This is a genomic window from Lysinibacillus sp. SGAir0095, assembly GCF_005491425.1.
Classification (GTDB): domain Bacteria; phylum Bacillota; class Bacilli; order Bacillales_A; family Planococcaceae; genus Ureibacillus.
In genome coordinates this window covers 42,868-68,325 of record NZ_CP028083.1, presented here as the reverse complement: position 1 = coordinate 68,325, position 25,458 = coordinate 42,868, and the positions used below count along the sequence as shown (strand labels likewise).

Sequence of the window (25,458 nt, the reverse complement as noted above, 5' to 3'; positions counted from 1 at the left end):
TGCTGAACCTTCAAAACTGAACACAAAACGTTAATGTTGTTTGACCAAAAGGTCAACCATTCCGTTAAATATCCTTAGAAAGGAGGTGATCCAGCCGCACCTTCCGATACGGCTACCTTGTTACGACTTCACCCCAATCATCTGTCCCACCTTCGACGGCTGGCTCCCAAAAGGGTTACCCCACCGGCTTCGGGTGTTACAAACTCTCGTGGTGTGACGGGCGGTGTGTACAAGGCCCGGGAACGTATTCACCGCGGCATGCTGATCCGCGATTACTAGCGATTCCGGCTTCATGTAGGCGAGTTGCAGCCTACAATCCGAACTGAGAACGGTTTTATCGGATTAGCTCCCCCTCGCGGGTTGGCAACCGTTTGTACCGTCCATTGTAGCACGTGTGTAGCCCAGGTCATAAGGGGCATGATGATTTGACGTCATCCCCACCTTCCTCCGGCTTGTCACCGGCAGTCTCCTTAGAGTGCCCAACTAAATGATGGCAACTAAGAACAAGGGTTGCGCTCGTTGCGGGACTTAACCCAACATCTCACGACACGAGCTGACGACAACCATGCACCACCTGTCACCACTGTCCCCGAAGGGAAAGCTATGTCTCCATAGCGGTCAATGGGATGTCAAGACCTGGTAAGGTTCTTCGCGTTGCTTCGAATTAAACCACATGCTCCACCGCTTGTGCGGGCCCCCGTCAATTCCTTTGAGTTTCAGTCTTGCGACCGTACTCCCCAGGCGGAGTGCTTAATGCGTTAGCTGCAGCACTAAGGGGCGGAAACCCCCTAACACTTAGCACTCATCGTTTACGGCGTGGACTACCAGGGTATCTAATCCTGTTTGCTCCCCACGCTTTCGCGCCTCAGTGTCAGTTACAGACCAGAAAGTCGCCTTCGCCACTGGTGTTCCTCCAAATCTCTACGCATTTCACCGCTACACTTGGAATTCCACTTTCCTCTTCTGCACTCAAGTCCCCCAGTTTCCAATGACCCTCCACGGTTGAGCCGTGGGCTTTCACATCAGACTTAAAGGACCACCTGCGCGCGCTTTACGCCCAATAATTCCGGACAACGCTTGCCACCTACGTATTACCGCGGCTGCTGGCACGTAGTTAGCCGTGGCTTTCTAATAAGGTACCGTCAAGGTACAGCCAGTTACTACTGTACTTGTTCTTCCCTTACAACAGAGTTTTACGATCCGAAAACCTTCTTCACTCACGCGGCGTTGCTCCATCAGGCTTTCGCCCATTGTGGAAGATTCCCTACTGCTGCCTCCCGTAGGAGTCTGGGCCGTGTCTCAGTCCCAGTGTGGCCGATCACCCTCTCAGGTCGGCTACGCATCGTCGCCTTGGTGAGCCGTTACCTCACCAACTAGCTAATGCGCCGCGGGCCCATCCCATAGCGATAGCGTAAACCATCTTTCAACATTTCAACAGGAGTTGAAATGTATTATTCGGTATTAGCCCCGGTTTCCCGGAGTTATCCCCAACTATAGGGCAGGTTGCCCACGTGTTACTCACCCGTCCGCCGCTAACTTGACAAGGAGCAAGCTCCCATCAAGTCCGCTCGACTTGCATGTATTAGGCACGCCGCCAGCGTTCGTCCTGAGCCAGGATCAAACTCTCCATAAAAGAGAAAATTTGATTAGCTCAAATTTTGCTGGCATCAATTTTGATGTCCAAAATTTCGTTTCTCTAAATTAATAGAGGAAACTATGTTCATTAACGTTTTGTTGTTCAGTTTTCAAGGTTCATTTCGCCGCCTATTTCCTAATGGCAACTTTTATATTGTACTCGCTAACAACTTAGTTGTCAACCCTTTTTTAAATCTTTTATTTCATCGCTTTGAACAGCAAATTTTAAATAATACCATCTAGCAAAACAGTTGTCAACAACTTTTTTATTAACGACTAAAATGTTTATCCGACAGCTAAATTATTATATCAAGTTAAAAAAGTGGAGTCAATTAAAATTTGTTATTAAATAATAATTATCCAACTCGTTTTAGCGAAGAATACTAATATACCAATATAATATAAGATTTGCAAGTGCTAAACCATAAATATACAGAAATAAATATTAAAGCTGGTTGCTATCTATCTTATAGAACAACTTGAAAACCAGGAATATAGTAAAGATCCTATTTATATTTGTAGATAATATACATCCTTGCAGCCAAAAAGTACGCATGGGGCCGGTTTTCTTCAAACTAAAATTACGTCTCTTAATTTTTAGATAAATGCTCCTGAGTAAGAATAATAGACTCAACAATTTTATGCAAACCACTCCATTAACATATACTTCTCCTCCATTATATCGACTACAAGCTATGGAAACCTCAAATTTTAAATAGGTTGGAAAAATTATGTATATAACCTCTAATTCTTTAAAAACCTCTGCTAAATTAAAAAGATATCCATCTATTAAGATTAAAATTTGAAAAATATGGACATTATGAAAATAGTCTACTGAAGAACTTAATAGAGTTAATGACTATTCACTAATATCATCAATTATTACACCTAGATATAAAGAAATAAAGAAAGTGGTTAATTTATCTATCACTCATACAAATAGAAAACTATGAGAAGGAGGTAATCCTCATATTTTTTAGAAAAAGAAAAAAAATTCCGTTATCCAAAACATCAAATCCTAATGAGAGCATTGATAGTAAAAAATCAAATCAAACAAATGGAAATGGTCTAACGAAAAGTGACATTTTATCAAAAGAAATATCAAGTAATTCATCTACTGAAAAGGTTTTGAATGGTGATATTGAATCTTCTACTAAAGAATTTGTTAAATCAATAACGAAGAAACTCCATTCACCAGCTGATTTGGTAACTCATTATGTCACTGATACTATCACGGTTGTATTTATCGAAAACTTAATTAAAGAAGATGTTTTGAATGAAAAAATACTGCCTAGATTGCAGAACATTAACGAAGAAACACCGACTATCATTCAAAAAACCTTACCACTACCACAAGTTAGTATATCCAATCAATTGAATATGTGTATTGATACCATGTTGATAGGTGCTGTCATTATTCACATTGAAGGATATTCACAATCAGTTTTAGCTGAAATACCAACAATTGAGTCACGCACTTTATCTACACCTGAAAACGAATCACAAGTAATAGGTTCTCAAGTAGGTTTTAATGAAAGTATCTCAACAAATATATCTCTTATTCGACGGTATATTATGAATCCGAATCTTTGTAATGAAAAATTAAAGGTTGGAAAACAAACCAACACCAACATTGCTTTGCTATATATTGACGGTATCGCAACTGAACAAAATGTTAATACCGTACGCCAAAGAATAGAATCTCTGCACATTCAAGACTTACTTGACAGCACAATGCTTTCAGAACTAATTGATGATAATTCCTTATCTATGTTTCCTCAAATGTTACTAACCGAACGTCCTGACCGATTTTGCGACGGATTACTTAGTGGAAAAATAGGTATTCTTGTAGATGGTAGCTCAATGGCCATCTTATGTCCTTATTCATTTATTGAGTTTTTTCATAGTAGAGAAGACAAGAATTTACGATGGCCAGTTGCCACATTTGTTCGATTATTAAGATTTGCGGCTCTTATTATTTCAATCTTTTTTACACCCTTGTATGTAGCATCTCTAACTTTCCATTATGAAGTGATTCCACAACCGCTTTTAGTTCCACTCAGTGAATCACGAGCTATCGTGCCATTTCCACCAATACTGGAAGCTCTTTTTTTAGAATTAATTATTGAATTACTTCGTGAGGCAGGGGCAAGATTGCCTACTAAAATTGGTCAAACCATCGGGATTGTTGGGGGGATTGTACTAGGTACAGCTGCAGTGCAAGCAGGTATAACGAGTAATATTCTTATTATCATTATCGCTTTGTGCGCACTCTCCTCTTTTACTACACCGAACTATATGATGGGGAATGTTATCAGAGTACTTCGATTTCCTATTATTATTTTAGCTGGATTCTGGGGATATTATGGAATTATTTTGGCTTTTTGTGCTCTCATAATTCATTTATTGCGTCAAACAAGCTTAGGTGCTCCTTATATGTCACCATTTTACCCACCGAGATTTAAAAACTGGGGGGATAGTATTATTCGCTTACCGATCCCATTCATGATTCGAAAGTCACCAAATGCAAGGGTAAGTAATACAGATGATCAAACTGTTAGCATGACATTGGAAGGCAAAGAGAAGGTGAAAGAGTGAACAGTATGTTACAAGTAAATTCTACTCAAAAGTTTAATGCTTTTCTTCTCTTTTTTATTATTAGTAAAGTTCAAATTGGTATCGGAGTCTATGGGTTCCAGAGCGTCATCTATAAAGATGCAAAACAAGATTCATGGATTTCTATTATCATTAGTTTTCTTGCAGCACATATTCTTGTAGTTATCATTTTTAAAACACTGGAGTTATATAAGTCAGATGATATCTACGGAATACACTTAGATTTATTTGGTAAATTTTTAGGTAACTTCGTTAATTTAATATTTATTGTTTATTATGGATTATTATTTACCGTTATCATTGAAAACTTCACAGAAGTGATTGTTACATGGGTATTTCCCAACTTAAATCCATCTTTTATCGTCATTACCATACTATTACTTGTTATTTATGCTTTCACAGGTGGACTAAGAGTAATTATTGGCCTTTGTTTTTTATGTTTCTTTTTTCCGCAATGGATGCTCGTTATCCTATTGTATCCATTAGAATTTGCCAATATAAATTACCTTTTCCCTATCTTTGATAATGATATTATAAGTCTTCTAAAAGGGGCCTACTCCATGACCTTAACAATAGTAGGTTTCGAAGTAATAAATGTACTTTATCCTTTCGTTAAAGAAAAGAAGAAAGCGAAATTGTATGTCCATTTAGGTTTACTCTACACACTGATCATTTATCTTTTTGTTATGCTAATTTCCTTAACTTTTTTTAGTGGAGAACAGCTTGAGAGAGTAATATGGGCTACATTATCATTGTTTAGCATTATTCGCCTCCCTTTCTTTGAAAGAATTGAAATTTTTACTGTTTGTTTTTGGATAATTATTATTTTACCGAATCTTTGTATATTTGCTTGGTCAGCCTATCGTGCTTTTAAACGCATGATTAAAATAAATGAGAAAAAGTTCATTTTAATTTTTTCAATGATTATTTTTATCGGAACCTTACTTATCCAAACGCAAATGCAACTGGAGGAAATTAGCACGTTTGTTTCGCAAACTTCATTTTATTTAGTGTTTACATTTCCGTTATTTGTATATTTGATTGCATTTTTTAAGAAAAAAATCATAAAACGATAGGTGAGAAAAAGTTGAATTCCTATAAATTATTAGTTCTGCTCTGTACAACCTGTATTATCTTAATGGGTTGCACAGAGCAGCATATTCTTGAGAGAACTAGTTTAACAACGTTAATTGGTTATGATTTAGCAGAAGATGATCAGATTACTGTTACTGCTGCTATCCGACAGATCAACCCCGATCTAGAAAGTAATGTAGAAATACAATCTGCAACAGAACCTACAAGCAGAGGCGCTCGTTTGAAAATCGATCTAAAAACGTCAAAAAAAATTGGCTCCGGACAACTAAGAGTTGTATTATTCGGTGAGGAGTTAGCGAAAGCTGGTATTGTTGATAGTATACACACATTAAAAATAAATCCTGAAATCAGTAACGGTATCTACTTAGCTGTAGTTGAGGGGAATTCCAAATCCTTAATTGAAAATAACTATAAAAATATTACGGATATTGGTCAACATATTTTTCAGTTAATCGAGCATAATATAGACCAAAACCATGTTCTTTCATCAACGCTTCATGAAATAAATCGCGAAAACCTTTCCAAATTAGGTGATTATTCGCTACCCATGTTAAAAAAGCAAGGAGAATATGTTGAAATCTCAAGTATTGGTTTTTTTAAAGAGGATAAATTTGTTGGAAGTCTTCCTGCAGAAGACTTTCTTTATATTAAAATGATTCGAGATAATCTACAAGATGGTTCACTTGGGTTAGCATTACCCACTACAACTTTAGAATTAAGCTCTGATGATTCTTCTGAAGAAATACAAATAGCCGTTGATTCTATTAAATCGAAGCGAAAAATCAAATTAGCTGATAAAACGGTACCTGAATTTGATTTATTAATCGATCTTGAAAGTCGATTAGTAGAAGTTCCTTCTAATTTACGTATAAAGAATATAGAATCAACTGAAAATCTCGAAAAAGCAATAAATAAGAAAATAGAAAGTGAAATAAATCGAATTATTCAATATAGCCAAGAAATTAATTCCGATATTTTCCGATTTGGCGAACGCTATAAAGCCCAAGTTCGAAAAGCAAATATTGATTTAGAAAAGTGGCATGAAATGTATACAGAAATGAAAGTGAACGTCACAGTAAATACCAAAATCGTTCGTGATGGTGTGTTTCAATAATTCCTAAAAACGCACCACTGAGTCTTGCTCAATTTATAAAGTTATAATGAGCCTAACTTAGAGGGAATACTCACCAATTTATGTATGTGATTGAGACATGCTTTCGTTTCAGTTATTTCAACCCCTTTTCTCCCACATAGTTGGCAAAGTATTTTTCCTATATCCGCTTTGATTTTTCAATAAATCATTTGTCTTCTATACTTTGGCGCAACAACTATGTAATACGTAGAAATTCATTCTGTATGTGCTAAACTTTTATTTTTTAAATTGGATACTCCATTCGTAAGAAGTCAGTTTACCAGACCTGACTTTATTGTACGATTGGAGTTTTTTATTTTCCATAGCTAAAGTTATCCTCAATTCCCTGCACAGTAGGGGGTTTCTAAAACACAATAAAAAAACCACTGAATCCTCAGTGGTTTCATTTGCCTAGCGACGTCCTACTCTCACAGGGGGAAGCCCCCAACTACCATCGGCGCTAAAGAGCTTAACTTCCGTGTTCGGTATGGGAACGGGTGTGACCTCTTTGCCATCATCACTAGACTTATTTAGTTGAAAGAACTTTGTTCTCTCAAAACTGGATAAAGACATTGACTGCATTCAAGATTTGGTTAAGTCCTCGATCGATTAGTATTCGTCAGCTCCATGTGTCACCACACTTCCACCTCGAACCTATCTACCTCATCGTCTTTGAGGGATCTTACTTACTTGCGTAATGGGAAATCTCATCTTGAGGGGGGCTTCATGCTTAGATGCTTTCAGCACTTATCCCGTCCACACATAGCTACCCAGCGATGCCTTTGGCAAGACAACTGGTACACCAGCGGTGTGTCCATCCCGGTCCTCTCGTACTAAGGACAGCTCCTCTCAAATTTCCTACGCCCACGACGGATAGGGACCGAACTGTCTCACGACGTTCTGAACCCAGCTCGCGTACCGCTTTAATGGGCGAACAGCCCAACCCTTGGGACCGACTACAGCCCCAGGATGCGATGAGCCGACATCGAGGTGCCAAACCTCCCCGTCGATGTGGACTCTTGGGGGAGATAAGCCTGTTATCCCCGGGGTAGCTTTTATCCGTTGAGCGATGGCCCTTCCATGCGGAACCACCGGATCACTAAGCCCGTCTTTCGACCCTGCTCGACTTGTAGGTCTCGCAGTCAAGCTCCCTTGTGCCTTTACACTCTACGAATGATTTCCAACCATTCTGAGGGAACCTTTGGGCGCCTCCGTTACCTTTTAGGAGGCGACCGCCCCAGTCAAACTGTCCACCTGACACTGTCTCCTACCCGGCTTACGGGTATGGGTTAGAATTTCAATACAACCAGGGTAGTATCCCACCGACGCCTCCCTCGAAGCTGGCGCTCCGAGTTCTCTGGCTCCTACCTATCCTGTACAAGTTGTACCAAAATTCAATATCAGGCTACAGTAAAGCTCCACGGGGTCTTTCCGTCCTGTCGCGGGTAACCTGCATCTTCACAGGTACTATAATTTCACCGAGTCTCTCGTTGAGACAGTGCCCAGATCGTTACGCCTTTCGTGCGGGTCGGAACTTACCCGACAAGGAATTTCGCTACCTTAGGACCGTTATAGTTACGGCCGCCGTTTACTGGGGCTTCAATTCAGAGCTTCGCTTGCGCTAACCCCTCCTCTTAACCTTCCAGCACCGGGCAGGCGTCAGCCCCTATACGTCACCTTACGGTTTTGCAGAGACCTGTGTTTTTGCTAAACAGTCGCCTGGGCCTATTCACTGCGGCTCTCATTGCTGAGAGCACCCCTTCTCCCGAAGTTACGGGGTCATTTTGCCGAGTTCCTTAACGAGAGTTCTCTCGCACACCTTAGGATTCTCTCCTCGACTACCTGTGTCGGTTTGCGGTACGGGCACCTCCCGCCTCGCTAGAGGCTTTTCTTGGCAGCGTGAAATCAGATACTTCGCGAGAAACTCGCTCCCCATCACAGCTCAACGTTACAGGAAGCGGATTTACCTACTTCCACGCCTTACTGCTTGGGCGTACTCAACCAACGGTACGCTTATCTTATCCTACTGCGTCCCCCCATTACTCAAACGGCGGGGAGGTGGTACAGGAATATCAACCTGTTGTCCATCGTCTACGCCTATCGGCCTCGACTTAGGTCCCGACTAACCCTGAGCGGACGAGCCTTCCTCAGGAAACCTTAGTCATACGGTGGATGGGATTCTCACCCATCTTTCGCTACTCATACCGGCATTCTCACTTCTAAGCGCTCCACCAGTCCTTCCGGTCTGACTTCAACGCACTTAGAACGCTCTCCTACCACGGACATCTTAGATGTCCATCCACAGCTTCGGTGAATCGTTTAGCCCCGATACATTTTCGGCGCAGCGTCACTCGACCAGTGAGCTATTACGCACTCTTTAAATGATGGCTGCTTCTAAGCCAACATCCTGGTTGTCTAAGCAACGCCACATCCTTTTCCACTTAACGATTACTTTGGGACCTTAGCTGGTGGTCTGGGCTGTTTCCCTTTTGACTACGGATCTTATCACTCGCAGTCTGACTCCCGTGTATAAATATCTGGCATTCGGAGTTTGTCTGAATTCGGTAAAGCGAGATGCCCCCCTAGTCCAAACAGTGCTCTACCTCCAGTATTCTCTATCACGAGGCTAGCCCTAAAGCTATTTCGGAGAGAACCAGCTATCTCCAAGTTCGATTGGAATTTCTCCGCTACCCACACCTCATCCCCGCACTTTTCAACGTGCGTGGGTTCGGGCCTCCAGTGAGTGTTACCTCACCTTCACCCTGGACATGGGTAGATCACCTGGTTTCGGGTCTACGACCACGTACTCATTCGCCCTATTCAGACTCGCTTTCGCTACGGCTCCGCCTTCTCAGCTTAACCTTGCACGTAATCGTAACTCGCCGGTTCATTCTACAAAAGGCACGCTATCACCCATTAACGGGCTCTAACTACTTGTAGGCACACGGTTTCAGGTTCTATTTCACTCCCCTTCCGGGGTGCTTTTCACCTTTCCCTCACGGTACTGGTTCACTATCGGTCACTAGGTAGTATTTAGCCTTGGGAGATGGTCCTCCCGGATTCCGACGGAATTTCACGTGTTCCGCCGTACTCAGGATACACTCAAGAGAGAATGAACTTTCGACTACGGGGCTTTTACCCGCTATGGCAGACCTTTCCAGATCGCTTCGCCTAATTCATTCCTTTGTAACTCCGTATAGAGTGTCCTACAACCCCAAGAGGCAAGCCTCTTGGTTTGGGCTCTTCCCGTTTCGCTCGCCGCTACTCAGGGAATCGAATAATTTCTTTCTCTTCCTCCAGGTACTTAGATGTTTCAGTTCCCTGGGTCTGCCTTCAAGACGCTATGTATTCACGTCAAGATACTGTTCCATTACGAACAGTGGGTTCCCCCATTCGGAAATCTCCGGATCAAAGCTTACTTACAGCTCCCCGAAGCATATCGGTGTTAGTGCCGTCCTTCTTCGGCTCCTAGTGCCAAGGCATCCACCGTGCGCCCTTAATAACTTAACCTATAAAGATCAGTTACTGCTTTTCTAAAAAAGAAAAGACTTAAGAACTACACAATCAATTACTTGAATTTTGTTGCTTTCAATGTCGTTTTATCCAGTTTTCAAAGAACAAATCAGCTGACTTCAATCACATCGTGACTAAACATCAGTGAAATACTCCGTGCAGATTTGCGACGAAAGCTTTGAATTACTTCCTAGCTTTTCTTCGCGGCAGGAGCACAATTTGAAAATTCATTGCTGAACCTTCAAAACTGAACACAAAACGTTAATGTTGGTTTGACCACAAGGTCAACCATTCCGTTAAATATCCTTAGAAAGGAGGTGATCCAGCCGCACCTTCCGATACGGCTACCTTGTTACGACTTCACCCCAATCATCTGTCCCACCTTCGACGGCTGGCTCCCAAAAGGGTTACCCCACCGGCTTCGGGTGTTACAAACTCTCGTGGTGTGACGGGCGGTGTGTACAAGGCCCGGGAACGTATTCACCGCGGCATGCTGATCCGCGATTACTAGCGATTCCGGCTTCATGTAGGCGAGTTGCAGCCTACAATCCGAACTGAGAACGGTTTTATCGGATTAGCTCCCCCTCGCGGGTTGGCAACCGTTTGTACCGTCCATTGTAGCACGTGTGTAGCCCAGGTCATAAGGGGCATGATGATTTGACGTCATCCCCACCTTCCTCCGGTTTGTCACCGGCAGTCTCCTTAGAGTGCCCAACTAAATGATGGCAACTAAGAACAAGGGTTGCGCTCGTTGCGGGACTTAACCCAACATCTCACGACACGAGCTGACGACAACCATGCACCACCTGTCACCACTGTCCCCGAAGGGAAAGCTATGTCTCCATAGCGGTCAATGGGATGTCAAGACCTGGTAAGGTTCTTCGCGTTGCTTCGAATTAAACCACATGCTCCACCGCTTGTGCGGGCCCCCGTCAATTCCTTTGAGTTTCAGTCTTGCGACCGTACTCCCCAGGCGGAGTGCTTAATGCGTTAGCTGCAGCACTAAGGGGCGGAAACCCCCTAACACTTAGCACTCATCGTTTACGGCGTGGACTACCAGGGTATCTAATCCTGTTTGCTCCCCACGCTTTCGCGCCTCAGTGTCAGTTACAGACCAGAAAGTCGCCTTCGCCACTGGTGTTCCTCCAAATCTCTACGCATTTCACCGCTACACTTGGAATTCCACTTTCCTCTTCTGCACTCAAGTCCCCCAGTTTCCAATGACCCTCCACGGTTGAGCCGTGGGCTTTCACATCAGACTTAAAGGACCACCTGCGCGCGCTTTACGCCCAATAATTCCGGACAACGCTTGCCACCTACGTATTACCGCGGCTGCTGGCACGTAGTTAGCCGTGGCTTTCTAATAAGGTACCGTCATGGTACAGCCAGTTACTACTGTACTTGTTCTTCCCTTACAACAGAGTTTTACGATCCGAAAACCTTCTTCACTCACGCGGCGTTGCTCCATCAGGCTTTCGCCCATTGTGGAAGATTCCCTACTGCTGCCTCCCGTAGGAGTCTGGGCCGTGTCTCAGTCCCAGTGTGGCCGATCACCCTCTCAGGTCGGCTACGCATCGTCGCCTTGGTGAGCCGTTACCTCACCAACTAGCTAATGCGCCGCGGGCCCATCCTATAGCGATAGCGTAAACCATCTTTCAACATTTCAACAGGAGATGAAATGTATTATTCGGTATTAGCCCCGGTTTCCCGGAGTTATCCCCAACTATAGGGCAGGTTGCCCACGTGTTACTCACCCGTCCGCCGCTAACTTGACAGGAGCAAGCTCCCATCAAGTCCGCTCGACTTGCATGTATTAGGCACGCCGCCAGCGTTCGTCCTGAGCCAGGATCAAACTCTCCATAAAAGAGAAAATTTGATTAGCTCAAATTTTTGATGGACATTAATACTAATGTCCAAAAAACATCTGCTGGCATCAATTTTGATGTCCAAAATTTCGTTTCTCTAAATTAATAGAGGAAACTATATTCATTAACGTTTTGTTGTTCAGTTTTCAAGGTTCATCATTATCACGATATTCACGCGACAACTTTTATATTATATCACTCAATTAATTAATTTGTCAACATCTTTTTTCAAGAAGTTTAATAAAGGCATTTAATTAACCGACAGCTTTTATATTCTATCAAACAACGACATTAAAGTCAATAACTTTCTTCGTTTTATGATATTTTTTTGATGTGTCGTAGTGACTTGTATTAATATATCATCATAACTATCCAATTGCAATAGATTTAACCAAAAAAATTATTGGAGTACTGTTAATACTCCAATACAAAGAACGCCTGGTATTCCTAAAATCGTAATTGTAAGTGCGGAAAACAGATTAACCGGGACTACTATGTCATAACCGTCAACAATAATATGAGCTATGTACAATAACGCAAAGGAGCAAGCAAGCTTAAACCAAAGAATCGCTAACTTTTCAAGAATTGCTCCAAACCCTACTTTTCTACCTATTAATATAGTAAAAAAGAGTAGCGCACAAACAACACCAATTGCTATGTATGTTGTCAATCATATCTCTCCTTTCAAAAACCTGTTCATAGGAGCATATGCTTCTGCGTCTACCCTTAGTATGCTTATTTAATTAATATTTTTCGAATTCTTGCTTCTTTAAATAAATAAAAATGAACACTTTCCGCAATTTTCCGGTGTGCGATGACCTCTAAATCATAATCATCGACAAGATCCTCAATCACTTTCGCATTACTCCAGTCATCTTTTGTCTCTTTTATAAGATTGACCAGCTTTTCATCAAATTCTCTCTTTAGTTTCCCTTTACGACTAAATATCAAACGACTCCACTCACCTTATACTAATATCGCGGGACAACAACACTTATACTTAATCATGTATATTGTTATTTATTGGTGTCCGAATAATCTATGTGCGAAAACATGTTATTAAAACTAATACAAAAGAGTGGGTAAACAATTGCAACAATCTCATTGTAAGTACTTTTTAGGATGTTGATGAAGAATACCTAAAGTTCGCGGCGGCCTTCTAATGCTTTGGATAAAGTAACTTCATCAGCATACTCTAAATCGCCACCAACAGGTAAACCATGTGCAATACGCGTTGTACGAATACCAGAAGGTTTTACAAGACGAGATATATACATGGCTGTTGCTTCCCCCTCAATTGTCGGGTTCGTTGCCAAGATTAGCTCTTGTACACGTTCATCTTGCAAACGTGTAATCAATGAGGCTACATTAATATCTTCTGGCCCTACCCCATCCATTGGAGAAATCGCACCGTGTAAAACATGATATAACCCTTGATAATCACGCATTTTCTCCATTGCAATCACATCTTTTGGATCTTGAACAACACAAATTGTTGATATGTCACGCTGTTTATCAGAACAAATTTGACATGGGTCTACATCTGTAATATGCCCACAAACAGAGCAATACATTAAATTTCTTTTTGCATCGATTAAAGCTTTTGCAAAGGTGGATACCGTATCTTCTTTCATAGTTAAAACGAAAAATGCCAGTCGGGCCGCAGTTTTCGGACCGATGCCTGGCAATTTCATAAAGCTATCAATTAGCTTTGATATTGGTTCAGGGTAATACATGTATGTTTCCTCCTAGAATGGAAGGTTTAATCCTTGAGTGAATTTACCCATTGTTGATGAAGTCGTTTCTTCTACTTTCTTTAATGCTTCATTTGTAGCAACAACGATTAAGTCTTCTAACATTTCTACATCGTCAGGATCTACGACAGATGGATCTAATTTAACGCCTAGCACTTCACGTTGACCGTTTAACGTAATTGTTACCATACCGCCGCCAGCAGTACCTTCAAATTCTTTTGCATTTAGCTCTTCTTGAGCTTGCATCATTTCCTTTTGCATTTTTTGCATTTTCTTCATCATACCTTGCATATTTCCCATACCGCGCATATTAAAATTCCTCCTAATAATGTTTAATTATAAATTTATAATCAGATAAAATTTATACACGTAAGTGTATTTTCATCTGAACTTCCAAATCAATCTTCAACTACCTCGACAAAATCCTTGCCAAACATTTTCTCTGCTTCCACAATCAATGGATCCTCTGAAGCGATTTCTTGTGCATCATCAATAAATGGTTCCTCATGGTCATCCCTATCCAAATCCGATTCATCGTCAGAAGTTTCCTTTTTCTGATTCAGGCCGTTTTCTTTAATAAAGTTTTGACGTAGCGTCATCCAATCATTTTCAGGAATGCACAGCACTTCATACATAGTTCCTGTCATTTGAGACAAGGCTTGAGCGAAAAGGCTTGTAAACTCTCTGTTTTCGGCAACCATTCGACAATGTATATCATACTTGAATTTTATCACAAATGCACTACTTGAGGCAGCAACTGGTTCTGCCTCTGCCAACAAGGCCGCTTGCGATTTTTGAAGCTGACTCAAGGACTGTGCCCATCCATTTTTTATATTGTGAATATCTTGCTTGGTTGCAGTTTTTAAAACCTCACGAATCCGACCAACAGGTGCGTTGAAATTATTGGATTTAGCGCGAGGACGTGGAGCTTCTTTCTGCTGCACACTGGCAGTTCCTTGTCCTTGAACACCATTTTGGAGCTGCATCGTTAGCTGCTGGACCATTTTTTCAAGATTTGCTACCTTTTCATTCATCGCAGGATCTAGCGCTATGCTACCTACTTGAGCTTGAGCATTAACGGCTCCACTATTCTGTACTTGTGCCATTTTCAACAAAGCCGTTTCAAGATAGATTTTTGTATGATGTGAGAAGCGCATTTCTTGTTGTGTTTTAGATAGTATATCGATATATCCATAAAGTGTATCGGCACTAAATTCATGTGCTAGTTGAATAAACTTGTCCTCTGGAGCTACAAGTTCCAGCAATTCCGTAAGCTCACTACTCGTTTGCAGTAATAATAAATCTCGGAAAAATGTGATTAAATCCTCTGCTAATCGAAGAGGATCCTTCCCATCAGCGATAAGCTCTTCTATCGCAGTTAATACTTTTGCAATTTCTTTCGCTTTTAAAGACTCCACTACATTATAAAAGATGTCTTGGCTAATGGAGCCACTTACAAGTAAAGCATTATCTAGTGTCAATGTATCTCCACTAAATGATACAACCTGATCTAATAAGCTTAATGCATCACGCATCCCACCAGCCGCTGCTTGAGCAATCACTTTTAATGCCTGTTCCTCATAAGGAAGATTTATATCCTCTAATACGACTTTCATTCGCTCTAGAATATCGTTTGAGGACAAACGTTTGAAATCAAACCGTTGACAACGTGAGATAATCGTTGCAGGTAATTTATGAGGCTCTGTTGTTGCCAAAATAAATACTGCATGAGGAGGTGGTTCTTCTAATGTTTTTAAAAGTGCATTAAAAGCGCTTGTTGAAAGCATATGCACCTCGTCGATAATATACACTTTAAAACGTGCGTTCGCCGGAGCAAATCTTACTTTTTCAATAATGTCCCGCATTTCTTCGACACGTGAATTAGACGCCGCATCGAATTCTATTACATCTGGATGCGAACCTTCTGTAATGCTTAAGCATGTAGGACATTCATTGCACGGCTCACTGGCTGGAGCTTTTTCACAGTTCAATGCTTTTGCAAAAATCTTGGCCGTACTTGTTTTCCCGGTTCCACGAGGACCTGAAAAGAGATAGGCATGTGTTGTTTTATTTGCTAATAAAGCATTTTGAAGGGTTCTTTTTACATGTGTCTGACCGGACATTTCACGAAAGCTTTGAGGTCTATAAACACGGTAAAACGCTTGATATGTCAACTTTTTTCACCCCTTCTACTTACCCTTTTTTCTAGTAGCTATATTATATCATAGGTCCACTTCTGTTTTCCCTTCCAACGGTAAAATTGCCATTCAATTGTTTAAATTATTCACGGAACAAAAATAGGAGCTACTTTTGTCCAAAAAGCAGCTCCCCTCTTTTCATCTTATCTTATAATCCGTTCAAAAATTATTTTCTCTATGATTATTTCTTTTTCATTTCCTTCAGTAGCTGAGCGACATTTGTTTCCTCTCTAGATTCAGGTTGATGTGATCTCTTCTTCCCACGTCCAACAGTTTGCAGGAAGCTCCACCCAAATCTTCGAATCGTTATATCAATGAAGAATAATAGCATACTCGCTAAAACGAGCCACAATGTAATACCTTGTTTTTCTGCACCCTTCATAGCAAATTCTCGGAATGCTTGCTCAGGCTCTTCTATAAGTAAACCTCCAGTTTGCTCCGTCATTTGTGCTATTAAAGATTCATTGGGAGGATGCAGCTCATATTCCTTGCTATATGGAATCGTCTGGCCAGCTTGATATATTTTCCCGTCCCCACTTGTAATTCGGAGGAAAACTAGGCCAGGTTCAGCTTCAACTGTTGCCCTTACCTTACTTGCGGATATCGGCTCTAATTGGGCTTCCAGCTCTTCTCCAAATTCATTTACAATGGCTATATCCAAAAATGCGGCCTGATTGGTTGGATCTGTGATGACAAATGAACCTTGGGCATCTAATCGTATGTCATAAGCAATTTCATTATAGGTTGGTAGCATTCTTGAAATTGCTGTTTGCCAGAAGTTTGGCCATTCCTCCCAGCGCGCCCAGTCGCCCGTCCAAGCACCAGTAGAGTCTGAAGTGAAGGCAATTGTTCGACCTAATCCATATTGCCATTCTGCTAATACGGGATCTTCCTTCTCACTTTCCGCAATCACCGTGGCTGTTTGCTTTGCAGTAGTGCCGATATAAGCATTCATTTGTGGAACACCCGCTTCAAACAGTGCATTCCATCCTTCTGTATTATAGATAATTGGATGGAAAGGGTTATCTTCTATATATGTTCTTGATATCATGGCCGTTTCGCGTGACAGAATGGAAGGAATCGTTGTTTCATCGAGTACACTATAAAAACGTCCGCTTCCCCATTCACTTAAATCCTCTAATAAAGAAGAATCTGCATCAGCTCCAATGGCAACAGTAGATAAAGTAATATTATTTTCTTTTCCTGCTTCTATTAATTCTTCATAGCTGCTTGCTGTATAGGATTGGCCATCAGTAAGCAAGATAATATGTTTACGTTGTAATTGTAAGTCGGCCAAGTTTTCATAGGCTAGCTCCAATGAGGAATAAATTTCTGTCCCCCCACCCGGAGGTATCGATAAAATCGTATCAACAGCCTTTTCTTTATCCGCTAATGGCGCTGTTTCAATTACTTCCCAAGGTCGGTCATCAAATGCTATAAAACCAAGGGTATCTCCATCACGCAATAATTCGACAGATCGAGCAGCAGCTTCTTTGGCTAATTCGATTTTCGGACCCATCATACTTCCCGAGCGGTCAAGGACTATTACTAAACCTAATGATGGTAATTGCTGTTTTCCCTTAACTTCCATTTCAACTGGTAATAGGGCTTCTATTGGCGTTTTAAAATATCCCCCAAGTCCAAAGCTATTTTCACCACCTACCATCATAAAGCCGACACCAAAGTTTTTAACGGCTTGCTCAATAACACCCATTTTTTCCTCGCCGACAAGATGTCCAGGGATATTATCAAAAATAATCGCATTATAGTGTAAAAAGCTTGATAGAGAACTCGGTAATTCACTTGAGGCTATCACATCATAATTGACTGAATTCGTCCCAATCGCAGAACTAATGGAAGATTCCTCTTTTTGGTCACTAACAATTAAAATTCTCGGTGTACTTTGGACCATGGTGACACTTGTTAATTTGTTATTTTCTAAAATCGCATCCTCATCTACTTGAACGAGGGCTTCATACTTTACTAACCCTTCAGCCTGGCCTACATGTCGATAGGTAAACACATTGGACCCTTCTTCAAGCTGCACTGGTTCCTGATAGATAAGTTGATCATTTTCGTATAAGTAAAGTTCCCCTTTAGTTGCTGTTGTCGATTCAATTTCCGTCACCAGCTGTTGTTGCTCCCCTGCATAAGCAACTTGTGGTGTCGTAAAGCTTTGAACCGAAACGTCAGCGGCTACATTTTGACTTAACTTAACAACATCAATGGAAACATTTGATTCCTTTAATTTTGTTAGTTGCTCTGCCACATTCCCCTTTGTTTCTAAACCATCTGTTAACAAAACAATGCGCGTCGCCTTTTCTAGATCTACAATGCCCGTCGCCAATTGTATTGCCTGCGCAATATCTGTATCTCCTCTACTTGTGATGTCACTAAGTTCTGGAACATGCTCTAATGTATCAGTTAACATCGATTCTGTTTGAAGATTAGAGGCAAAGGAATACACCCCTACATGATGCGTTTCTTTTTTTGACTTCAAGCCTTCCTCTATAAAGGAAATTGCTTGATCCTCTATTCCCTCCAGGGATGCGGAACGGTCAATTAAATAAACAATCTGTTCATCTTTTACCGGTAATAATAGATAAGGCGAACAAATAGCAAACACTAAAAGGACAGCTGCAAAAATTCGAATACCAAAGACAATTTGCTGATTTTTCTTTAGCTGCTTACGGTACTTCCACCATGTCCAGAGGAAATACCCAACAAGCGGAATGAGTAGTAAAAGTGCCAGTGGGGCATCAATTCGCAAATCCACGTCTTCTTTGCACCTCCCACTCTAATACGAGTAATAAAAGAATCGGTATAAGCAACCATTGAACAAATGATTTTTTTGTCGTTTCTTCTTGTCCATCATTTTGAACATTTCCTAATTCAAAGCTAGCGCCTTCTTGAATTGAACGTTCCCCACTCGTGATCTGAACGATGAAGTGTTTTTCCTCTTCCTTTGAACTGATTGTGTATACTCCCGGAACCCTCGGAGCCCTAAACTCGCTACCCCCATCTATAGACGCGATATACTCATCCTGCATGGAGTAAACGGACCATTCCCCAGAAGTAAGTGAAACAGCTCGCCTTTCATTTGGAGAGAAAGTACCCAAATTTTGCGTTCCTTCCATTAATTCATTTTGAATCCCCCATAAAAGAAGCGGGAATGAAGGGTGAAGTGGCCAATCCGTTTGCTCGATATCCGCTAAAATGACAATATCTCCACTTGGTGACCGTTGAACAAAAGGCTGTTCACCAATTGTTGCAATTGTCGTAAAGTCATCGAAAGGAGGATAAATCGAACTAACATAGATATCTTCTAATGAACTAAAAGCAAATAACGAATCTTGTGAAACATCTACAAGGGCATTTACTTCTTTTGCATCTACATCATCACGTCCAATTAATACAAGCGGTGATTTAGATTTATCGAGAAGTTCCGATTGATTTGTTACAATCATTGCATCCTTCATACCTACTAACTGATCTGAAGGAACAATTTTCACTTCTGTATTTAAAGCTTGAAACCCCTTTTGCACAAGCTGGTGCATTTGCTGGTCGATAACGATTTCCGATGTTCCGCTACCAATTAGGGTCATCATTGTATTATCGACTTCATAATCATCATTTACTTCAATTTTCGCAGTTAATAAATTTACAGGAGGGAAACCCTCAAAGGTTTTAGACCATTCCTCTCCCTCTTGTAAAGTCACTTCCTCTTGAACAATTCGCTTTTCAGCCCCATCCAATAGAGAAAGCTGAACTACTTGGGAAGTTTTAGTTTCATTTTTCAACTGAACAAGGGCTAGTGTAGTATCCTCTAACGCTGTTGCAGCCAACCGAGTAATGGATACGTTCTCTATCTCTTTACTTGCTCCTTTTACAACCCACGTAAGTTTTTCACTTTCAATTGGAAGTTCTCCTCGTTCAACCGAATCTGTGAATAAATATATCGAGGTAGCGGATTCTCCGATAAAAGCCGTTGCCATATCAATTGCCTTTGGTAGCTGTTCTTCTTCATAGGTGACTTCTAGATTCTCAATTGCATTATGTATGACCGCGGCTTTTGTTTCCTGGCGTAGGATTGCTTTTGGCTCGTCTCCAGTAGTAATAATCGTCAAAGGCCTACCGCTCAATGCGGATGCCAAAGACTTCATCTCTTCTTTATGCTGATCAAAAGTAGTCCTCTCTCCATTTTTGGCGAGCATAGTAGCTGAAGTATCAATAATCCAAATGGACTGTTCTCCTGCAATTTCTGTCGTTTTCACAAAAGGGTTCATAAGAGCAAGGACAAATAAAATTAGCGCTAATAGTTGTAAATAAAGAAGCGCATTTTTTTGTAAATGCTTCAAATAAGGTGAAGCTTTTGTTTCCTGCATGACCTCATCCCAAAAGAGTGTAGAGGAAACTGGCTGGTCTTTATATTTTTTACGAAAAAAGTAATAAAGTAGGACAATCACCGGGATGAAGGCGGTCCATAAAAAGAATAGATTAGTAAATCCCAAATCACTTCACCTCACTGCACCCAATGTGACTTGAGTAATTTATGGAAAATGGCGTTTTGTAATCCATCCTCCACAATAAGCTGGATTTTCCGAATGCCAAAACGGTTAACTAATGCATCAAATTCTGTTTCATGTAATTCTTTTGTTTTTTCATAGCCAGTCAATACACGGTTTGATACTGATACATTTACATCACGATTAGTTTCAGCATCTATTAATCGAATATCTCCTGTATAGGATGGGTTTATTTCATTTTCAGTTCGAATTTGAATACAACGAATATCCCCAGCAAAGCGAGGTAATCTTTTGAAAAATTGCTCCCATTCAGCTATCGGTTCAAGCCCATCTGTAATAACAAATAGAACCGTACTATCTTTAGGTAATACCTTGATACCTTCTCGCGCAAAACTACCCTTACCGCCTGCTTCTTCTAAGCGAGAGACTATTTGTAAGAAGTGTTTTCTGTAGGTTGCTCCTTTTTTCCTAAAAGGAAGCGCGCTCATTTCTCCTACATAAGAAAAGGAGAGCCGATCATCTCGATTTAAAACCATTAGCCCAATGGCAGAAGCGATTTGTCTTGCGAACAACCATTTCTTATCCTCACCCATTGACCGAGTAGCATCCAATAAAATATGTACCCGCATCTCTTGCTCATCTAAAAAACGTTTTATAAAGTATTTTTCCGTCCGCGCATACACATTCCAATCGACTTGTCTCACATCATCACCTAGGGTATATTCACGAAAATCGGAAAAATCGAGGGATGAACCAAACCTTTGAGAACGATTACCCCCTTTATGTTGTCCACGTAGCTTTGAGGAGGTTGCAATAGATAAACGACTAATTTTCGCAACCCATTCATCAGGCAATATTATTTTTTGATTATTCATAGACCCACGCCTTGCTGAATTGAAGATAGAATGCTTTCGATTAAATCATCCGCTGTTTTCCCCTCTGCTTCTCCTTCATAATTCATCATCATTCGATGGCGAAGAGCTGGTTTAGCTACTGATTTAATATCTGCGATTGATACATGGAAACGGCCTTGCATCACAGCGCGAGCTTTTGCTAATTTGATAATACTTTGCAAGCCCCGGGGACCACTTCCATACATCACAAACTGCTGAACATCCGGTAAAGAGAAGTCTCCCTTTGGATGCGTGGCGACAACTAAATTAACCGCATATTCCATCATTTCGTCCGCTACCAATACTTCCTTGACCATTTGCTGTGCCACAACTAAACTGTCACTGTTCATGACTTTCTCTAATTCAACTTCCTCTGCACCAGTCGTTCTTTTCATAATTTCCATTAACTCTTTTTTAGATGGATAAGGGACTAAAATTTTGCACATAAAGCGGTCCATCTGTGCTTCTGGTAATGGATAGGTTCCTTCCATCTCAATCGGGTTTTGCGTAGCAAGAACAAAGAACGGTCTTGCCATTTTCTTTGTATCCCCTAAAATCGTAACGGTTTTTTCCCCCATAGCCTCTAGCAGTGCACTTTGCGTTTTCGGTGTAGCTCGATTAATTTCATCGGCTAAGACCATCTGGCTAAAAAGTGGTCCCGGCTGAAAGACAAATTGCTGTTTTCCATTTTCAGTTCGTTCTATAATATTTGTTCCCGTAATATCCGTTGGCATTAAATCAGGGGTGAATTGTATACGTGAAAAGGATAAATCAAGCACTTCCGAAATCGTCCGTATTAACATCGTTTTCCCGAGACCCGGCAAACCCTCCAACAAAGCATGACCATCAGCCAAAATGGAGTACAGTGTAAATTCGATTGCTTCTTCTTGACCAACTATAAATTTACCTATTTCTTGTTTTACCCGCTGTAATTCTTGACTTATTTCGCTATACTGCTGTTCACTAAAAGGCACTTCTTAAAACCTCCTTATTCCGACTCAATGGAAGAAAAATATGATTGTACGATATCTTGTAGATCCTTGGGTAGCTGCATTCTATCAGAGCTTTTTAAGTAACTATCTTTATAGTCGCCTACCACTTCTTCGTAAGGACGAATCGTTCCTTTTGTAACTGGAACAGGTCCTTTTTGTTCCCCTACTGCGGTTCCATCTCCTAGTGGACCGCCATCAACAGTAGTATCTTGGTTACCACCCACTCGATTAGGAATGGAAAGTAAATCACGACCCCCTTGGCCTAATCCGGCACCATTGCCACCTTTACCTTGACCGGTTCCGCCGGTTCCGGTTCCTGTTCCAGTTCCTTGCCCAGAGCCACTTCCTGAGCCGTTTCCTTGCCCGGAACCGTTACCTGTACCATTTCCTTGACCTTGCCCATTCTGACCCGAACCATTATTGTTGCCTTGGCTGTTTTCTTGATTATTGCCATCACTATCGTTTTGTTCCACTTCATCTTCACTTGAAGAATCACTCTGTTCATTTTCCGAACTATTTTCCGCCGATTCCGAACCAAGTTCACTGGCAATGGCATTTTGTAGATCAAAGCTAATAGGTTTTCCAAGTTTGCTTAAAGCAGTTTGGGTACTATTTGCGGTATTGGCCAGTTCCTTTTGAAGCTCCATAAGCTCCTCAAGTTGCTTTTGTTCCTCCGCAGTTAAGCCATCCATTCCTTCACCGCTATCTTGCTTTGCTAATTCTTGTTTTTCCTTTAACTTTTGCTCCTGAAGCTTTAATTCCTTTTGTTTTTTCACTACTTCCCGTAATGCTTCCTCGGAGGTTTCTAATTCGTCTAATTTGTTTTGTAATTCTTGTAATTGTTTTTTAGTTTCTTTTGTTTTGGTTTTGTCCTCAAGCTTCGTCACTTCTTTTTCCAGGTCCTTTAAAACATCCTGCTCTTTCTCTATAACAAGGGCTTGTTGTTGTGTTGCAGATGGGAAAATAGACAAAGCCCCCATCGCGATTAAAACCAAAACAATGCCGACCAAAACTTTCGGCTTCCAAAGAACCTTATCCCTTTTCTTAAATCGCTCAAAAGCAGCTGATGATTCTTTTACTGCCTTTTGCAAGATGGAGCCCACTAATGGATTGGACTCATCCCCTAAAGAAAGAGCGGTCACAAGCTCATTATGAGGGTAAAAGCTATCCAAATGGTGCATTGCTTCCTTTTCTTGAACTCGCCTCCACCAAATAGAAAGAACGAAGGCTACTATAGTTCCGATACCGACATAAATTGCAACATTCCGATAGTAAGGAAAGACAAATAAACGAGAAACTAAAAGAATCGCCGCACTTAGAAAGAATGCTAAAAGGATGCCATATTGCAATTTAGGAAGTGAATGCTCCAAATTCAAACTTCTTTTTGCTCGATTGATAAATTGTTTCAATGAACGACGGCGATCCATCTTCTTTGCCTCCTTATCTGTTTGTTTTCATGTTTGCACGTAATTTACGAATGGCTATAAATAAGCAAAAAGCTGTTATTAGTACATAGAAAATTAAATAGCTTACCCAGACCGGCATAGAAATTCCAACTACCGACTCAAGACTTGTTGCCATATCAGGGTACAGGATCGTCACCATTAATACGCCTGGATTAATACTCGCCCAGAAGTACGAAATGGGAGAAAAAGGCGTTACATTTCCTTGAGGATTCCCCGAACCCATAAACATTTGCTCCATGGATACCCCAACAAAGAATAGGAAGGCTGTAATTCCTGCTAAAAAGATCATGGATCCATAAGTAGCTATCATTGATACAATTGTTCTTTTTGTTATTGTTGAAAACATAATCCCAATACTGCCGATTGCAATTAGTGTCACCAAATAAAACAAGAAGATTGTTATTAACTGTGAAGGCGATACACCGCCAAATAGAAATACAAGACTATATAACGGCAAGCCCGCCACCAGCATTAAAACTAAAAATGCCACTGACGACAAAAGCTTCCCTACAATAATTTGCGTTGAGCTTTGTGTTGTTGTCAGTAAAATATTTAAAGTTTGTTTTTCTCGTTCAGTACTGATTGCACCTGCAGTTAAGCCTGGGGTAATGAACATTACAAGCCCCATCTGAATTACGCTTAATACAGCAAACATCGTAAAGCTGTCACTTGGTCTAAAAAAGGCAGTACCTGAAAATTGTGTGTAGATTAATAAAAACCCAGTAACAAAAATACAGAGGACCGCTAAGTAAAACATTAGTCCAGAGAAGCTTTTAAAGGCACGGAATCGTAATTTTAACTCCTTCGATAATACTGGATTTGAAAAACGCTCCATCACTCTGCATCCGCCCCCTTTGTAATCGCCATAAAGACATCTTCTAAATCTTTTTCCTCTTCCGTTAGTGAGAAGATCGGAATATCTGCAAGCAATGCCTTCCGCAAAAGATTTACTTGATCCCTTGTTTTTCCGCGATAATTAAAGGCAACCTCATTTTTTCCATGTGTTACTTCAATTGAGCTAACTAATGGGTCCTCTTCAAAAAAGGCGCGGGCCTTTTCGATTTCATCCATCACCTTAACAATGATACGTTTATCACTCTGCAACTGATCCTGGATTTGAGCAACATTGCCATGGGCGATTAGTTTCCCATTATCAATTACACCAATTTCATCACACATTTCTGCAAGCTCCGGTAAGATATGCGATGATATTAAAATCGTTTTCCCCATTGATTTTAAATGCTTTAAAATATCTCTCATTTCCACACGCGCACGGGGATCTAAACCTGAAGCTGGCTCATCCAGAATCAACACTTTAGGATCATGGATAAGCGAACGAGCTAAACAAAGTCGTTGCTTCATCCCACGGGATAGTAAGTCAACATATTCGTAGCGTTTATGCGTCAAATTCACCAGCTCTAATAATTGCGGAATAAGTACTTTTCTTTCCGCAGCAGGCAGCCCATAACTCGCCCCGTAAAAGTCTAAATATTCATCTGCCTTTAACTGGTCATAAACCCCGAAGAAATCAGGCATATAGCCAATTTGTTTACGTACTTCCTTCGCTTCACGTACAACACTTTTGCCATTTATCAAAGCGTCTCCAGCTGTTGGTGCAAGAAGAGTAGATAGTATTGAAAATGTTGTAGATTTCCCTGCACCATTGGCACCTACAAAGCCAAAGACTACACCTTCATCCAGGGACAAAGTTAAATTATCTAACGCCGTAAAGGAGCCGTATTTTTTTGTTAATCCTTGAATATCAACCATCAT

The 25,458-nt window shown here is 41.0% G+C and carries 15 protein-coding genes, 4 rRNA genes and 1 pseudogene; 3 read left to right on the top strand and 17 right to left on the bottom strand.

What is annotated here, in order from left to right; all coding sequences use genetic code 11:
• Positions 1-78 precede the first annotated feature (78 nt).
• Positions 79-1,633: ribosomal RNA gene (locus C1N55_RS00275) — 16S ribosomal RNA — on the bottom strand.
• A gap of 1,130 nt (positions 1,634-2,763) precedes the next feature.
• Here C1N55_RS00275 and C1N55_RS00270 point away from each other — a divergent pair.
• From C1N55_RS00270 to C1N55_RS00260, 3 genes are read left to right on the top strand one after another with little or no spacing between them, the layout of a single operon-like run.
• Positions 2,764-4,233 carry a spore germination protein gene (locus C1N55_RS00270; protein WP_240758342.1) on the top strand — a complete coding sequence of 490 codons (1,470 nt, stop codon included), beginning with the start codon at positions 2,764-2,766 and terminating at the stop codon, positions 4,231-4,233.
• 5 nt (positions 4,234-4,238) lie between these two features.
• On the top strand, positions 4,239-5,327 hold the full coding sequence (locus tag C1N55_RS00265) for a GerAB/ArcD/ProY family transporter (protein ID WP_240758341.1): 1,089 nt from the start codon (positions 4,239-4,241) through the stop codon (positions 5,325-5,327).
• Between the two features lie 11 nt (positions 5,328-5,338).
• Positions 5,339-6,460, top strand: a complete 1,122-nt coding sequence (locus tag C1N55_RS00260; protein WP_240758340.1) for a Ger(x)C family spore germination protein — start codon at positions 5,339-5,341, stop codon at positions 6,458-6,460.
• A 50-nt stretch (positions 6,461-6,510) separates the two neighbouring features.
• On the opposite strand, the pseudogene C1N55_RS00255 reads toward C1N55_RS00260, so the two are convergent.
• The 16 genes and pseudogenes from C1N55_RS00255 to C1N55_RS00180 all read right to left on the bottom strand — a co-directional run.
• Positions 6,511-6,693, bottom strand: a pseudogene (locus tag C1N55_RS00255) (transposase); the annotation flags it as partial.
• A gap of 194 nt (positions 6,694-6,887) precedes the next feature.
• Positions 6,888-7,003, bottom strand: a 5S ribosomal RNA gene (gene rrf, locus C1N55_RS00250).
• A gap of 64 nt (positions 7,004-7,067) precedes the next feature.
• Positions 7,068-9,988 (bottom strand): 23S ribosomal RNA (locus tag C1N55_RS00245).
• Between the two features lie 313 nt (positions 9,989-10,301).
• Positions 10,302-11,855, bottom strand: a 16S ribosomal RNA gene (locus tag C1N55_RS00240).
• The 16S, 23S and 5S rRNA genes sit together here, the layout of an rRNA operon.
• A 401-nt stretch (positions 11,856-12,256) precedes the next feature.
• Positions 12,257-12,526 carry a pro-sigmaK processing inhibitor BofA family protein gene (locus C1N55_RS00235; RefSeq protein ID WP_137726967.1) on the bottom strand — a complete coding sequence of 90 codons (270 nt, stop codon included), beginning with the start codon at positions 12,524-12,526 and terminating at the stop codon, positions 12,257-12,259.
• A 65-nt stretch (positions 12,527-12,591) separates the two neighbouring features.
• Positions 12,592-12,807: a YaaL family protein gene (locus C1N55_RS00230; RefSeq protein WP_137726966.1), complete on the bottom strand. Its 216-nt coding sequence runs from the start codon at positions 12,805-12,807 to the stop codon at positions 12,592-12,594.
• A gap of 188 nt (positions 12,808-12,995) precedes the next feature.
• A complete protein-coding gene (gene recR, locus C1N55_RS00225) occupies positions 12,996-13,592 on the bottom strand; it encodes a recombination mediator RecR (protein ID WP_107937661.1) in 597 nt (198 codons plus the stop codon).
• Between the two features lie 12 nt (positions 13,593-13,604).
• On the bottom strand, positions 13,605-13,919 hold the full coding sequence (locus C1N55_RS00220; protein WP_137726965.1) for a YbaB/EbfC family nucleoid-associated protein: 315 nt from the start codon (positions 13,917-13,919) through the stop codon (positions 13,605-13,607).
• Between the two features lie 89 nt (positions 13,920-14,008).
• Positions 14,009-15,784: a DNA polymerase III subunit gamma/tau gene (gene dnaX, locus C1N55_RS00215; protein ID WP_137726964.1), complete on the bottom strand. Its 1,776-nt coding sequence runs from the start codon at positions 15,782-15,784 to the stop codon at positions 14,009-14,011.
• A 205-nt stretch (positions 15,785-15,989) separates the two neighbouring features.
• Entirely contained in the window at positions 15,990-18,584 is a 2,595-nt protein-coding gene (locus tag C1N55_RS00210) for a VWA domain-containing protein (RefSeq protein WP_137726963.1), read from the bottom strand.
• Positions 18,568-20,319, bottom strand: coding sequence for a vWA domain-containing protein (locus C1N55_RS00205; RefSeq protein ID WP_137726962.1), 1,752 nt, complete (start codon positions 20,317-20,319; stop codon positions 18,568-18,570). Before C1N55_RS00205 ends, C1N55_RS00210 begins: the two co-directional genes overlap by 17 nt.
• Positions 20,320-20,330: 11 nt before the next feature.
• Positions 20,331-21,209, bottom strand: a complete 879-nt coding sequence (locus C1N55_RS00200; RefSeq protein ID WP_137726961.1) for a DUF58 domain-containing protein — start codon at positions 21,207-21,209, stop codon at positions 20,331-20,333.
• Positions 21,206-22,201: an AAA family ATPase gene (locus tag C1N55_RS00195; RefSeq protein WP_137726960.1), complete on the bottom strand. Its 996-nt coding sequence runs from the start codon at positions 22,199-22,201 to the stop codon at positions 21,206-21,208. Before C1N55_RS00195 ends, C1N55_RS00200 begins: the two co-directional genes overlap by 4 nt.
• Positions 22,202-22,215: 14 nt before the next feature.
• Positions 22,216-23,646 (bottom strand): hypothetical protein, encoded by a 1,431-nt coding sequence (locus C1N55_RS00190; RefSeq protein WP_137726959.1) that lies wholly within the window; start codon positions 23,644-23,646, stop codon positions 22,216-22,218.
• A gap of 13 nt (positions 23,647-23,659) precedes the next feature.
• Positions 23,660-24,523, bottom strand: coding sequence for an ABC transporter permease (locus C1N55_RS00185; protein ID WP_137726958.1), 864 nt, complete (start codon positions 24,521-24,523; stop codon positions 23,660-23,662).
• A complete protein-coding gene (locus C1N55_RS00180; RefSeq protein WP_137730478.1) occupies positions 24,520-25,455 on the bottom strand; it encodes an ABC transporter ATP-binding protein in 936 nt (311 codons plus the stop codon). Before C1N55_RS00180 ends, C1N55_RS00185 begins: the two co-directional genes overlap by 4 nt.
• Positions 25,456-25,458: the final 3 nt, after the last annotated feature.